This window comes from Bradyrhizobium lablabi, from assembly GCF_018131005.1.
Taxonomy (GTDB): Bacteria; Pseudomonadota; Alphaproteobacteria; order Rhizobiales; family Xanthobacteraceae; genus Bradyrhizobium; species Bradyrhizobium lablabi_D.
The window spans coordinates 177466-191876 of the sequence record NZ_JAFCJK010000009.1 but is presented as its reverse complement, the minus strand read 5'-3'; the positions used below and the strand labels follow the sequence as shown (position 1 = coordinate 191876).

Annotated in this window: 13 protein-coding genes; 6 read left to right on the top strand and 7 right to left on the bottom strand. The window is 62.6% G+C overall.

Translation table 11 applies throughout. From position 1 onward, the window contains the following. Position 1: 1 nt before the first annotated feature. Positions 2–241, bottom strand: a complete 240-nt coding sequence (locus tag JQ553_RS25980; RefSeq protein ID WP_212502980.1) for a hypothetical protein — start codon at positions 239–241, stop codon at positions 2–4. Positions 242–375: 134 nt separating this feature from the next. Here JQ553_RS25980 and JQ553_RS25975 point away from each other — a divergent pair, with 134 nt between their 5' ends. Beyond that, the gene (locus JQ553_RS25975; RefSeq protein WP_212502870.1) at positions 376–1575 is read left to right on the top strand and encodes a hypothetical protein; all 1200 of its coding nucleotides are present in this window, start codon (positions 376–378) and stop codon (positions 1573–1575) included. A gap of 47 nt (positions 1576–1622) precedes the next feature. Here the strand turns inward: JQ553_RS25975 and JQ553_RS25970 are convergent, their stop codons facing one another. Beyond that, entirely contained in the window at positions 1623–1922 is a 300-nt protein-coding gene (locus JQ553_RS25970) for a hypothetical protein (protein WP_212502869.1), read from the bottom strand. A gap of 191 nt (positions 1923–2113) precedes the next feature. Here JQ553_RS25970 and JQ553_RS25965 point away from each other — a divergent pair, with 191 nt between their 5' ends. After that, positions 2114–2593, top strand: a complete 480-nt coding sequence (locus tag JQ553_RS25965; protein ID WP_212502868.1) for a hypothetical protein — start codon at positions 2114–2116, stop codon at positions 2591–2593. 18 nt (positions 2594–2611) lie between these two features. On the opposite strand, the gene JQ553_RS25960 is transcribed toward JQ553_RS25965, so the two are convergent. The 3 genes from JQ553_RS25960 to JQ553_RS25950 all read right to left on the bottom strand — a co-directional run bounded on the left by JQ553_RS25960 (position 2612) and on the right by JQ553_RS25950 (position 7627). Continuing rightward, positions 2612–3829, bottom strand: a complete 1218-nt coding sequence (locus JQ553_RS25960) for an EAL domain-containing protein (protein WP_212502867.1) — start codon at positions 3827–3829, stop codon at positions 2612–2614. A 768-nt stretch (positions 3830–4597) separates the two neighbouring features. Beyond that, complete coding sequence (locus JQ553_RS25955) at positions 4598–5572, bottom strand: TAXI family TRAP transporter solute-binding subunit (protein WP_212502866.1); 975 nt, start codon at positions 5570–5572, stop codon at positions 4598–4600. A 21-nt stretch (positions 5573–5593) separates the two neighbouring features. Further along, entirely contained in the window at positions 5594–7627 is a 2034-nt protein-coding gene (locus tag JQ553_RS25950; protein ID WP_212502865.1) for a TRAP transporter fused permease subunit, read from the bottom strand. Positions 7628–7869: 242 nt separating this feature from the next. Here JQ553_RS25950 and JQ553_RS25945 point away from each other — a divergent pair, with 242 nt between their 5' ends. Beyond that, complete coding sequence (locus JQ553_RS25945; RefSeq protein WP_212502864.1) at positions 7870–8676, top strand: SDR family NAD(P)-dependent oxidoreductase; 807 nt, start codon at positions 7870–7872, stop codon at positions 8674–8676. 7 nt (positions 8677–8683) lie between these two features. On the opposite strand, the gene JQ553_RS25940 is transcribed toward JQ553_RS25945, so the two are convergent. Then, complete coding sequence (locus JQ553_RS25940; RefSeq protein WP_212502863.1) at positions 8684–9454, bottom strand: hypothetical protein; 771 nt, start codon at positions 9452–9454, stop codon at positions 8684–8686. 70 nt (positions 9455–9524) lie between these two features. Next, entirely contained in the window at positions 9525–11069 is a 1545-nt protein-coding gene (locus JQ553_RS25935) for a sodium:proton antiporter (protein ID WP_212502862.1), read from the bottom strand. A gap of 175 nt (positions 11070–11244) precedes the next feature. On the opposite strand from JQ553_RS25935, the gene JQ553_RS25930 reads away from it, so the two are divergent. From JQ553_RS25930 to JQ553_RS25920, 3 genes are all read left to right on the top strand, one after another. Then, positions 11245–11979, top strand: a complete 735-nt coding sequence (locus JQ553_RS25930) for a hypothetical protein (RefSeq protein WP_212502976.1) — start codon at positions 11245–11247, stop codon at positions 11977–11979. Positions 11980–12057: 78 nt separating this feature from the next. Further along, on the top strand, positions 12058–13968 hold the full coding sequence (locus JQ553_RS25925; RefSeq protein WP_212502861.1) for a propionyl-CoA synthetase: 1911 nt from the start codon (positions 12058–12060) through the stop codon (positions 13966–13968). Between the two features lie 161 nt (positions 13969–14129). Further along, positions 14130–14402 carry a hypothetical protein gene (locus JQ553_RS25920; RefSeq protein WP_212502860.1) on the top strand — a complete coding sequence of 91 codons (273 nt, stop codon included), beginning with the start codon at positions 14130–14132 and terminating at the stop codon, positions 14400–14402. The last annotated feature ends 9 nt before the right edge of the window (positions 14403–14411 follow it).

The window sequence follows — 14411 nt, the reverse complement described above, 5'->3', positions numbered from 1 at the left end:
GTTATTGGCTGACCTGCCTGTGGCTCCGCGTTTTCGCAGTCTTGGTTTTCGCCGTGTTGGTTTTCGCGGCCTGTGGCTTCGACATCGTCTCGGGTTCCGGCGTCGGCGCCCGCGATATGTTGAGGTAGCATGCAAACCGCGAATGCGTGTCCGGAAACACGGCGCAATCCGGAAGCTCGGCGCGCGCGGGGGCTGCGAACGCCAACGCGCCTGTGGCGGCAAGCCAGACGGCAATCCTCATGGCAGTCTCCATGCCCTAATCCTGGGATAACACCCCATCTTTGCGCTTATTCTGGGCCTGATCGCGGCATCCCGTCGCTCTTGAACGATTCAAATCCTGGCTGACTTCGTGTCGTCGCTTGCTACAACCGAACAATGCGCCCGCACTTGATTCGCCTGTGTCCTGGATTTGTCGCGCTTGCGTTGACCGCGGGCGCGGTGCCTGTAACGGCGGGCGATTCCGGCCGGCTGCCTTCGTCGACCGCGGACGCGATGGCCCAGGCGGCATCGCCCCAGGCGATTGCCGAATATCGTCGCAAGCTCAGGGAATACCAGGAAGCCCGCGCCACGTTCGAGGAGGAGGCAGGCACCTATTGGAGCGCAATCGCTGAGAAGCGGCGCGCCCGTAACGCCAAGCGGCGCGAGCGCGCGCAAGTCACGCTCGACGATTACGTTCTGACGCAGCCGCCGGTCTATGAAGGCCCGAAGCGGCCAGTGAATCCGGCCCCGGAAGAGGAGGAAGAGAAGCCGCGTCCACCGCGCAAATCGATCCCGCTGGTTGCGGATTTCGTCAAGGCGGCAGCCGAGCAATTTCAGTTCACGCCGGAGCGTCCCGCGACCGAGATGGATTTCAAGCGTGCCTATGCCCGGTACGCGCGAGCGGCGGGCCTGACGCCGGAACAGGCGGTGCGGGTCTATTCATTCGAGACCGGCGGCAGCGGCAATCACGACATGCAATCCGGCTATCGCGGCCCCGGAACGCGGGCGATCTCGACCGCGGTCGGCTACAATCAGCTCCTCACCACCAACAGCGTCGAGCTGATGGCGGAGCAGGGCCATGAATTCGTCAAGGCCCTGGCAGAGCGGACCGCAACCTTGTCAGGACCGGCGCGCAAGGCGATGGATCACAAGCTCGCGGTGCTGAAGAAAATGGTCGCGTTCACGCGCACGGTGCCGGACGACTGGTCGGCGCATGAGCGGCTTGCCGATACGCCGCAAGGCTGGGCCGTTCACGCCATGGTGCTCGACATCGACGTCGGCCCGATGCTTCAGACCCACAAGCTCCTGACGTCGGTAATCTTCGCCCGTGCCAAGGGCTACACCCGTCCGCTTACCGCCGCCGAGCTTGAGATGATGAATCTGACCGGCGACGGCACCGGGCTCGACATGGTGACCATGCCGCAGGCGATGCGCGAGCAGGTGCCGACCTCGAATTTCTTCCAGCGCTCGGGCTACGAACGCAACCCGGTCGCAATTCGCAACAACACGGTGGCGAGGCTGTTAGCGGTCACCAACGAACGGATGGACTTCAACAGCAACAAGCCGGGCGCGAAGGATCTCGCGGGCGCGTTCTGACTTCCACCCTCCATAGACGGGAGGATGGAGCAAACCAGGCTGCAATCTCAGTTGGACCCGAACATGAACTTGCCGTCGCCCTCGAGATAGGGGCCCGTGCGCATGTAGAGCTGGCCGTTCTGGCCGATGAAGAACAATGTGCCCTTCGGCACTTTCTTTGCACCCTTCAGGAGGGTGCCGGCATTGTTGGTGCCCATCTTGTAGGAAAAGGTCTTGCCTTCCTTGTCATAGGCATAACCCATGTCGGATTTCAGCTCCCACGGTGTCGCGGCCTGCGCAAATGCGGATGTGGTCAGCGCGGCAAACGCTGCCGCTGTCAAAACGGTCCTGATCGAAAAACGTGCCATGATCCACCCTCTCAGCCGAAACATCGCCCTGTCTTTTGAACAAATCACGAACGCGAACGTGTCGTCAATACGACGAAGTAGGGGTTGTGGCCGACGCTTTTCCGCGACTTTGCGATTGCCCACTTCGCGACTATGTTCCGTTTCTCGTCTACAACACTCATTGCCAAAAAACAGCTTGGGGATGAATCACAATGAACCACGTCATGAAAATCGGCTTCGGTATTGCGGCGTCGTTCATGGTGCTGGCGCCCCTTGCGCAGGCGGACGATTTCAAGCTCTCCAACAACCAGCGGATTTCCTGCAGCCGCGGCCTGGCGGCCGGCAAGCTCAACACCGCGACGTGCAGGTCGTATGCCTATCTGTTCAACGCAAAGACCTCGGAGTATTTCCGCTGCCAGGTTTCGCTGGCGCTGACGCGGGACAACAAGGAGGTCATCAATGTGCAGGCCGACGGCAGCTGCACCAGGAAGCCGCGTATCTTCGACACCGACGGCAACTACTCCTTCGACGCGACCGAGACCGAGCCGCCGAACACCAACTCGTTCTTTGGTCCCGGTGGCTATGCGATCTGGGCGAGCGACAACAACAGCCAGAAGATACGCGGCTGCATCATCATCTCGTCCGGCCTAGGGTCCGACATTTCAAAATGCCTCGACATGACGTTCCAGTGAGGCCGATCCGCGTCATCGTCATGGTTTTGGCTCGGATCCCGATGCCAGGGATACGCGTGAGCGAGCAAACTTCCTGACGCCCATTGGCTTACCGAACAGGTAGCCCTGGACCAGATCGAAGTCCATCGCGTGAGCTGCGAGGAAATCCGAGCGCGTCTCGACGCCTTGTGCGACCACGCGCGCGCCATTGCCGCGGGCGAGTTCGACGATCCGGCGGCACACCGTTTGCCTGAGCCGGTCATCCGCACAGCCGGCGACGAACTGCTGATCGACCTTCAGTTCGACGAACGGAAAGCTCGAAAGTCCCATCAGCGAAGGCCAGTTCGCGCCGACATTGTCGATCGAGATCGCGATGTTGTGCAGGCGCACCTGTCTTGCGACCCCGATCACGAGGTCCAGATTGTCGATCACCTCGGCGCTGTCCAGTTCGATGATGAGGCCGGCGAAGGCGGGATGATCCGGCATCCGACGGCAGAGCTCGTGCATCGTGTGGGCGTCGGCGAGAAACGTGACCGGCAGATTGATCGAGAGATCGACCGGCCCCTTTTGCTCCAGAAGATAGTGCCAGTCCTCGATCGCGCGGCCGATCACGAATTCGGACAGGGCTCCAAAGTGCGGATCGCCGTCATCGGGAATGAAATAGGCGGGCGGAACGACGCCCCATGTTGGATGCCGCATCCGCACCAGCGCTTCGGCGCCGCTCGGAACCAGCGTGCGCAGATGGATCTTCTGTTGATACCAGAGTTCAAGCCAGCCGGCCTTCAGCGCCTCGGCAACATCCACTGCCGGGCTCGGCGCAGGTTCGACCGGCAACAACGACGCAAGGCAATCGCGGAGCGTGCCGGCGCTGAACGGCGTCGGCAATGCGGGCAGCATCGAGATACCGTATTCGTCGCCAATTTGTCTAACGGCCTTTACTATGATGGACTCCGGCTGGCCGATCACGAGAACCTTGCCGGTGAACTCCTTTCTCACCAAGGTTTCGAGAATTTTACTGACTTCGATCCCATCGACCGACACGCCGAGCACCAATAGATCGGGTCGCTCCGTATCGAGCACCGCGTCAAGCTCGTTGGCCTGGTCGCATTCGCTGGTGACGAATCCGAGTTCCTCGAGGGCATCTGCAAGGAAAGTCCGCAGGTGCCGTTTGCTGTCAGCGACGCAGGCGCGTGGCGTCAGTTTGCGATGGCCGAACCAGCCCCTTCGTCCGTGTCCGATGTGACTTATGTGATTCATGCCCGCCATGTCCACGAATTGACCCCGACAGATTCGTACATCGCCGCTGCGGCGGTAATCATGGAATTTTGGGGACGGCCCGCTGATTGCTTCGATAACCTTAAAACCGCAAATTTGAATCAAATTGCGAGCGAAGCGACGTCCGGCGCGACCAGAGCGACCGTAATAAATGCGTCATCCATTGTTCACGGCCGCGATTGACCAGCGCGTCCCTCTCGCCCGCAATGCTCGCGCCATGTCTCATCAAGAGACCGCGTTAATCTCTGTGTTCGGGCGCCGCTTCGGCCGTGACTCTGTGCCAATGTCGGACACCGACACGGGTCAAATGGGGAGATGTCACGTGTGCGAAGACGGCTGCGCCATGTCGCGTGACGCAGCCTTCGGCGGCTCGCGCGCGGGTGCGGGCATCGATACCGTCGATGGCAATGTCTCCGGCATCCGTCGGGTAGTTGCACCGAATCGAGCCAGTGACGATCGTCGGACAGCGGAGCGCGCCGCGGATCACGAGCACGCCCCGGAGCCGCCGCGAAAATCGACTTGCGGCCCAGATGTCCGCCCGGCATCCGACCAGAACCGCGTCATCGGCGGTGCTGCCGGCAGCCGGCGAAGAAACAGGGCGGAGCAAACTGCACCGCCCTGCGGGTGGAAACCTTGCGGTGGACGTCCGTTAGAACACGAAGAGATGAGAACAAATCGCCATCGCGCTCTCGCTCTTTCATTGAGCATGACCTTTTCGGAAAACCGCTACGCGCTTTTCCGGATCATGCCTTAACCGCCGATGCCCTTTTCCTTGAAATATTTCAACGCGCCGGGATGGAAGGGGATCGGGGAGCGATCCTGCACTTGATTGTCGAGCGAAAAGCTCTCGGCTTCCTTGTGCACGGCGACGATGTCGGCCTTCTTCTCCACCAGCGTCTTGACGATCGTATAGGCGTCGTCGTTGCTCATCTTGTCGCCGGTGACGATCAGGTTCCAGACTTCGGTGATGGAATTGTCCTTGTCGTAGCCTGGGTACGAGCCCGCCTTGATCATGCTGGAGGAATAGAGCTTGCCATATTTGGCATTCATCTTCTCGGCCAGGTCGCCATGGTCGATCAGCTTCATCTTGATACCGGGGGTGGCCGCCAGATCCGTCACCGCCGCGGTCGGGATGCCGCCGACCCAGAAAAATGCATCGATCTTGCGGTCCTTGATAGCGTTGACGGATTCGGCAACGCCGAGCCGCTCGCGCTTCATGTCCTTGTCCTTGTCAAGACCGGCGGCCTCGATGACACGGAACGCCATCACTTCGGTGGCGCTGCCCGGTGACCCCGTCGAAACCCGCTTGCCCTTGAGGTCGGCCATGGTCTGGATTCCGGTACCCTCGACCGTCACCACATGCATCCGGTTGGGATAGACGACGAGCAGTGCCTGCAGAGGAACCTTGTTGTTCTTGAACTTGTCATGACCCTGCATCGCGTCCAGCGCGGCGTCGGCCATGGTGAAGCCCATCTCGCTTTGCCCGGTGCCGATCAGCTTGAGATTGTCGACCGACCCGCCGGTGACCTCGGCGGTAGCCTGCACGTTGGGAAGGCTCTTCGAGAGCACGTTGGCGATCGCGCCGCCAAGCGGGTAGTAGACGCCGCCGGTGCCGCCGGTGCCGATCGACATGGCCTTCTGCTGCGCATGGACGATGCCAGCGAAAGCGAGACCGGCCGTCATCGTCACAGCCAGCACCGCCGCGGTCTTCTTCATTATTTTCATCTCGATCACTCCCTGAATAAATTAAGTCGTAAGCGCCGGTCTCGCCGGCGTTCTGGCCTGCCACAGCAACACCCCAAGGCCGATGACGAGACCAGGCACGTAGGTGTAGCTGATATCTCGGCCAATCATCCATTCGACGATCGCTTCGATCAAACTCGGGAACACCAGCAGCAGTCCGGATAGCAGAAGCAGGCCACGCTCGACCGGCGTATTTTGTCGCAGTGCCCAGTTCTGGGCGAACGCGGCAAGCGCCAGCAGACCGAAAGTCGTCTTGATCGTGATTTCGAGGATATCGACCCAGGATCCCCCCTTCGGGATCGCCAGCAGGAGACCGACACCTTGCGGGTCGAGCACGAACACGAACGGCACCAGGAAGGCCGGCAGCGTGTATTTCCACGATTGCAGCGTGGTTCGGTAGGGATCGCCGCCGGTGATGGCGGCGGCCGCGAAAGGCGAAAGCGCGGTTGGCGGCGAAACCTCCGACAACACGGCGTAGTAGAAGATGAACATGTGTGCGGCGTAATCGGGCACGCCGAGCTTGATCAGCGCAGGCGCCGCGATCACCGCGCAGATGATGTAGGAGGCGGTCACCGGAACCGCGAGACCGATGATCCAGACGATAAGCGAGGTGTAAATGGCGGTCAGCAGCAGACTGCCGCCGGCATAGCTGATCACGATCGACGAAAATTTGAGGCCGAGGCCCGTCAGCGTCACGATGCCGACGACGATGCCTGCGCAAGCGCAGGTGGTGGCGGCATTGAGCGCGCCGATCGAGCCGTCGGCCAGCGCCTTCACGAGCTTCGACGGTACCAGCGCCGTGTCCTTGCGCAGGAAGCTCAGCGCGAAGGTGACCAGGACGGCATAGAACACCGACAGCGACGGCGAATAGCCGATGATCATGAAGACGACGACAGCCAGCAGCGAGATGAAGTGGAAGCCGTAACGCTTCGTCATCTGGCCGAGCGTCAGCTCCTGCGTGAAGCTGACGTCTTTGGCGCCAAACCTGCGGGCGTCCAGTTCGACCATGAACAGCAGCGACATGTAATAGAGGCACGTCGGGATGGTCGCCATCCAGATCACGTCGAGATAGCTGATCTTGAGAAACTCTGCGATCAGGAAGGCGGCTGCGCCGAGCACCGGCGGTGACAGGATCGCACCCAGGCCACCGGCCGCCAACAGCCCGCCGGCGGCGTTCTTCTCAAAGCCCGCCTTGGCCAGCATGGGATAGGCGACGGTGCCGATCATCACGGTGGTGGCGACGCCCGAGCCCGACGGGCCACCGAGCAGGAACGACGACAGCACGACCGTTCGTCCCGCGCTGTTCGGCTTGCCACCCATCAGCGCCAGAGAGAAGTCGATGAAGAACTTTCCGGCGCCGGATTGCTGCAGGAAGGCGCCGTAGATCGTGAACAGGATGATCAGGGTCGCCGACACGTCGACCGCTACGCCGAAAATGCCTTCCAGCGTAATGAAGAGATGGCCGACCAGACGCGTCACATCGTATCCGCGGTGGGTCCAGGGCGCCGGCAGGTGTGGGCCAAGCATCGCATAGGCGATGAACAGGATCGACACCACCGGCATGATCGGTCCGGTGGTACGCCGCGTCGCCTCCAGCAGCAACACGATGAAGACGATGCCGACAATGACGTCCCAGCGGTCCGGTGTGGTGGCGCGGTCGGTAAAGTCTTCACCTCCCCATAGCGCATAGACGATGGTTGCGACCGCAATGATGCCCGGCACGACGTCCCACCAGCGCACGCGGTTGCGAAACCGCGTCGCCAGTGGAAACAGCAGGAAGCTCAGCACCAGCGTGAAGGCGACATGGGTGTAACGAAGTTCCTGGGTGGGAACGATTGCGTAGGCCGCGTAGAGATGAAACAGGCTCATCACCACCGCGATGGTGGTCGAAATCCGTCCTGCCCAGCCCATCAGCCGATTGGTTGCGCCTTCCTCGGCCTCGACGAATGATTCCGCCTTCTGCAGCGCCTCGTCGGAAACCGCGACGACATCGTCATTGGGCGACGAATTCCCTGACGATCGGCCTTCTGCAGTCATGCTTCCCCCAGAAACGTAATTGTGTGCGCCCCGGCTGAATCGCCGGGTACTTGTGCGGGGCATTCATGCCGGTTTGGACAAGCGTGGCAAGAGGCCTTAAGCCTGCGACTTTTGGATGATGGGACATGCGGGGACTGCATCGGGCATGTCTGCCGGATCGGGTTGACCGGACAGTTTCGTCCGGCCAGTTTTCCTGGTTCGCTCAACCTCGGCTGCATTGACAAAAAAAGGGAGAACGACCGATGGATCGGCTCAAGAGCAAGGTTGCGATGGTGGTCGGCGCGGGCTCGATCGGGCCCGGCTGGGGCAATGGCAAGGCGACCGCAGTGACCTTCGCGCGCGAAGGCGCCAGCGTGTTTTGCGTCGATCGCAACGCCGCAGCGGCGGAAGAGACGGTGAAGATCATTACCGGCGAAGGCGGCGAGGCGACCGCATACACCGCCGACGTCTCGCGCGCAGCCGAGGTCGAGGCGATGGTCGCGGCATGCCTGAAGGCCTACGATCGCATCGACGTGCTCGACAACAATGTCGGCATCGCCGAGGTCGGCAGCGTGGTCGACCTGGCGGAGGCCGAATGGGATCGCGTCTTCGCCGTCAATCTCAAGAGCGCCTACCTGGCGATGAAGCATGTCATTCCCGTAATGGTGAAACAGGGCGGCGGCTCGATCATCAACATCTCCTCGATCGCCTCCATCCGACATGTCGGGATTTCCTATGTCAGCTACAATGCGAGCAAGGCGGCGATGAATCAGATGACGCGCAGCACGGCGGTCGAATTCGCGTCAAGGCATGTGCGCGTGAACGCGATCCTGCCCGGGCTGATGAAGACGCCGATGGTCGCGCATTCGGCCGGCCTCGCGCGGAGCTATGCCAACGGCGATGTGGAGGCGATGTGGCGCGCCCGTGACGCGCAGGTGCCGATGGGGCACATGGGCGACGCCTGGGACGTCGCCAACGCGGCGCTGTTTCTCGCTTCCGACGAGTCGAAATATGTCACCGGCACCGAGCTCGTGGTCGATGGCGGCATCACCTGCAAGTCGGGAGCCTAAAGAAGGGCTACTGTGCGAGCGTCAGGATCCCGCCCGCGAATGAATGCCAGGCTGCCGTGGTGCTGATCGGCCAGTTCAGGAACTTCACGGCGATGAGCGCGGCCCCGCCATAGAGATAGGCGGGATGCGGCCGCCCCCGCGTACGCCAGTCGAACACGATCGCGACGACCAGCAGGAGATACGCGACGAGAGCGGGCGCGATCGTCACCGAGACCGGCGGCGGGCCGGGCGGACCGGGAGGTGCGAGGAAGGTCAGGAACCAGCGCGCGACCGCTGCGTCGAGGATGGAAATTGCGGCGAGCAGCATCAGGCGCTTGTGCGTCTCACGGTCGCGCAGATGGACGAGGGCCAGCGCAAACACCACCGCAAAGAACAGAATGCCGCTGAGCGGAACGATCGCAAAGGCGAGGCCCTCGTCGGCCTGGCCGACTGCTGCCGACCGCTTCATGACGCTGACCGAAACCATGAAGCCCATGATCGTCATGGCGGTCGCGAGGGACACGCCGATCAGTCCGGTGCTGCGGTGTCGGGCGATTCGTCCGGTGGACGCAAGCCAACTCTGGAACACGAAATAGATCGTCCAGGCGAAGAACAACAGGCCATGCAAGTGCACGACGGGTGGTGACGACAGCGAGCCCCTCGCCATCGGTACCCAGTAGGTAGGCGCAAAGCCGATAAAGGCGACCGCCATGCAGGACAGGGCCATGTAGAAATAAAAGTATTGCGCCCCGGCTTTCACCGAGGCGCGCGACGAATTGCGATCGAGAACGATTGTCATGATGCTTCAGTCTGACAAAAGCCGAGGATGGTTCAATTAAAACTTGAGTTACAATAGGCTTGCGGCGCCGTCACGCCTGCGCGCCGAGCTCGGCGCGGTCGAGCTCTTCCTCGACCTGGTGAAAGGCGTCATCGCCGATCTCCTCGGAGTCGCGCATCTTTAAAAGCGCCGCCCGCGCTGCGACGATGGCACGGCGGCGCAACGGGTCGGCCGGAAGTTCGCTCGTGGCGACGCCGCCGTCGGGCTCGGTCTCGGCGCGCAGCAGGACGGCCCGATATTCGAGCCGGAGAATCTCGGCCTCTTCTGACGGATCGCTCTCGATCGCGTCGAGCGCTGCGCGATAGGCGACCGAGCGGGCGTGCGCGGCCTCGTGTGCAACGGGATCCTCGTTGTCAAATTTCAATGCCAGAATCAGCGGTCGCAGCGTCAGGCCCTGGATCACGAGTGACCCCAGCACGACGGCAAAGGCCGTCAACAGAATCAGATCGCGAAACGGGAACATTTCGGGCAAGGCGAACGCGGCCGCCAGCGTGACGATGCCGCGCATCCCGCACCAGGAAACGACGATGCCGCGTCCCACTGTCGGTACCGCATTTGTCGCACGCGGAGGAAGCAGGCCGTGCGCCTCCAAAGCGCGCAGGAAGGCGCCGTATGGCATCACCCAGGCGATGCGGGCGACGATCACGGCGGCGAGGATCGCGGCGGCAAATCTGCAATATTCGAGGCGCACGACCTCATCGAGTCCGGACCAGATCGGGCGCAGCTGCAGCCCGATCATTATGAAGGCCAGCACGTTGAGCACGAACACCACCGTCTCCCACACCGCATACGACGACACGCGCAGCCGCGCCGTCATGCGGGCCGGCGCGGTGCGGGCGATGGTGATCGCATAGGCGACGATAGTGAGTATTCCGGACAGTCCGATGTGCTCGGCGACGATCCACACCATGAAGGTGCCGGCGAATTGCGTGATGATCGCGCTCGGCGCTTCGGTGATACGGCGCATGATCGCCAATGAGACCCGCGCGAACAGGAAGCCGGCGACGAGGCTTCCCAGGAGGGCAAATGCAACAGCGGGAACGAATTCGCGCACCTTCATGTGCTCTGCGGCAACCAGGCCGACGCAGACACGATAGATCAGGAGCGCGCTTGCATCGTTGAGCAGGCTCTCTCCCTCGAGGATCTTCTGGATGCGATAGGGCAGGCTGACCTGGCGCAGGATCGCGGTGGCCGCCGCGGCGTCTGGCGGCGCCACGATGGCGCCGAGCGCGATTGCGACGGCCCACGGCATCTCCGGGCGAAGCCAGTGCGCGACCACCGCGACAGCGGTGGTCGTCACGCCGACCGCGACGAGCACCAGCGTCGAGACCGGCAGCCAATTGTTGCGAAGGTCGCGCAGCGAGGTGTCGTAGGCGGCATCGAGCAGCACGGGCGCCACGAACAGCGCCAGCGTCAGTTTCGGCTCCAGCGTCCAGGGCGGGCCCGACGGCAGCAGTGCCAGCAGCACGCCGCCGATGGCGAGGAAGATCGGGTAGGGTACCTTGATGCGCCGCGCCAGCCCCGACAGCGCGACCGCGGCGAGCAGAAGTCCGATGATCCATTCGAATACCAGCAAGGCAAGGCCCCTACGAAGTCGATCGTCGAATTGACGTATAGTCCAGCGTGTGGTCTTGCAGCAAATTGCTGGCTGTCCGGATGACGGACCGCTTGGTCCGACCGGGCACAGGAGAAAAGACGCTCAGACGTCGATTGAGATGCGACGCTATTGTGGATATCTGGCCCTGTCGCTCATGCTGGCCTGGCTGCCGTGTATGCTGACGGCGAGCCGCGCAAGCGCAACCGGCACCGAGCCGACGGCGGACATCCAGGCCGACCCGTCGCCTTGCCTTGCTGCTTCCGGTGCAGCCGACGACGACAAGATCATCGAGGTCTGCAGCGCGTTTCTCGACAATGAGAAGGCGGAGAAGTCCGACCGGATCAAGGCGCTGACCGCGCGCGCTTCGGCTTATGATCATAAGCAGATGATCGATCGTGCGATCGCGGACTACGACACCGTGCTGGGGCTCGATCCGTCGCTCGCCGACGCCTACAATGCTCGCGGCGAGTTGTGGCGCAGGAAGGGTGACCGGCCAAAGGCGATCATGGATTTCGGCGCCGCGCTCAAGCTCAATCGCAATCACCCGGCCGCCAAGGCCAACTACAAATCGCTGTCGCTGGAACTGGAGCGGCTCGGCGCGTTGATGGCGGTTGCCGGCAAGCCGAGTTTCGATTGCCGCAAGGCCCGCCGTGCGGTGGAAAAGGCGATCTGTGCCAATCCCGAACTTGCCGACCTCGACCGCGAGATCAACGCCTCCAGCGTCAGGGCGGTGCGCGAGGCCCGAAGCGCGCCAGAGGCGCGCGCGCGTCAGCGCGAACAGGACGACTTCATCGCCCGCCGCAACCGCGAGTTCGGCAAATCCGGCTATGACCTGCGCAAGGCGATGCGCGCGCGGCTGGAACGGCTGAACGGAGCCGAGGGCCATTAGCGCCAAAGTCGGTGCGTTTTCGGCTTGAAACGCCCGCGCTTCCCGTGACAATGGCGGAAATACGTGAGGGGAAACGTCATGAACATCCAGCAAAAGAGCCGGTATCATGAGGTATATGCCCGCTCGCTTCGAGACCCTGAGGGGTTTTGGGCGGAAGCGGCGCGCGAGATCGATTGGGTCGAGCCTGCAAAGAAGGTCTTCGACCCTGCGATGGGTCCGTATGGCCGCTGGTTCGCCGGCGCCGTAGTCAACACCTGCTACAACGCGCTCGATCGCCATGTCGGCGGGGGCCGCGCCGACCAAATGGCGCTGATCCACGATTCCCCGCTCACCAACACGGTCACCAAATTCACCTATGCCGAGCTGCTGAAGGAAGTGCAGACGCTTGCCGCCGTCATGCAGGATTTCGGCGTCACCAAGGGCGATCGTGTCATCCTCTACATGCCGATGGTGCCCGAGGCGGTGGTCGCGATGCTCGCCTGCGCGCGGATCGGTGCGGTACACAGCGTGGTGTTCGGCGGATTCGCGGCAAAGGAGTTGGCAAGCCGCATCGACGATGCCAAGCCGAAGCTGATCCTCTCCGCAAGCTGCGGACTCGAGCCCGGGCGCATCGTGCAATACAAGCCGTTGCTCGACGAAGCCATCAAGCTTGCGAGCGCGAAGCCCGAAGCCTGCATCGTCCTGCAGCGGCCGCAGCACGGCTGTGATCTCACGTCAGGCCGCGATCATGACTGGGCATCCTTGCGCCGCGCCGCGCTGGATGCCGGCAAGGCCGCGTCCTGCGCGCCGGTACTCGCGACCGATCCGCTCTACATTCTGTACACCTCGGGCACGACAGGCATTCCCAAGGGCGTGGTGCGCGACAATGGTGGGCACCTCGTCGCGGTGAAATGGTCGATGTACAATCTCTACGGCGTGAAACCCGGCGAGGTCTGGTGGTGCGGCTCCGACATCGGCTGGGTGGTCGGTCACAGCTACATCGTCTATGGCCCGCTGTTCCAAGGCGCGACCTCGATCATGTATGAGGGCAAGCCGGTTGGCACGCCCGACGCCGGCGCGTTCTGGCGGGTGATTTCCGAGCACGGAGCGGTGGCGCTGTTCACGGCTCCGACAGCATTCCGCGCCATCCGTAAGGAAGACCCGGAAGGTAAGTTCATCCGGCAATACGATCTTTCGAAATTCCGTACGCTGTTTCTCGCCGGCGAGCGCGCCGATCCGCCGACGGTGGAATGGGCCGAGAGGCAGTTGACGGTGCCGGTCATCGATCACTGGTGGCAGACAGAGACCGGCTGGTGCATCGCCGGGAATCCGGTGGGCTTAGGCATGCTGCCGGTCAAGCACGGCTCGCCGACGGTGCCGATGCCGGGCTATCAGGTCGACGTCGTCGACGAGGCCGCGCGGCCTGTGCCGGAAGGCGCCATGGGTTCGATCGTGATCAAGCTCCCGATGCCGCCGGCCTGCCTGCCGACGCTGTGGGAGCAGGATGAGCGTTTCAAGGGCGCCTATCTCTCGGAGTTCCCCGGTTACTACAAGACATCGGATGCCGGCTACAAGGATGAGGACGGCTACGTCTGGGTAATGGGCCGCACCGACGACATCATCAATGTCGCCGGTCACCGGCTCTCCACCGGTGGCATGGAAGAGATTTTGGCGTCGCATCCCGACGTCGCCGAATGCGCCGTGCTCGGCATCAAGGATGCGATCAAGGGCGAGGTGCCCTGCGGCTTCCTGGTGCTCAAGGCGGGCGTGACGAAGACGCCTGATGAGGTCGAGAAGGAGGTCGTGGCGCTGGTGCGCGAAAAGCTTGGCCCCGTCGCCGCGTTCAAGCTCGCGATCACGGTGGCGCGGCTGCCGAAGACGCGCTCCGGAAAGATTTTGCGCGGCACCATCAAGAAGATCGCCGACGGCGAGCCCTGGAGCATGCCGGCCACGATCGAGGACGCAAAGGTGCTCGACGAGATCGGCGATGCGCTCAAGGGCAAGGTGTGAGCTGGAACACCGGCTGCGCGCCGCGCAGGGCGAAGGGTCGAATGTCGCTCAATGACCGCCGCTTCGGACAGAATTGAGCGCAAGAACGGCCTTGATTTTGATGGATTGCCGGGTCATTCCCGCATCGCACGCCAAGTTGCAACGACGGAACGGAACCACGGATGCGATCCATTTCTGCCCGCGCGTCACTCGCCTTGCTGCTTGCATTGCCGCTGCTCGCGGGCTGCCTGGAGCGCGGGCAATCGCCGGTCGCGGAAAGCATGGGCGACGACGATCAATTTTGCCAGGCCAACGGCACGGTCAAGGTCGGCTCGTCCGAGTATGTTGCCTGCCGCAAGGACCGCGACGTCCAGCGCCAGCGCGCGGAGGCGCGCACGGATCGCAGGCAGCGCGATCTCGGCGAATACATGCTGAACAATCCGGACCGGCGGTAAATCAGGAGG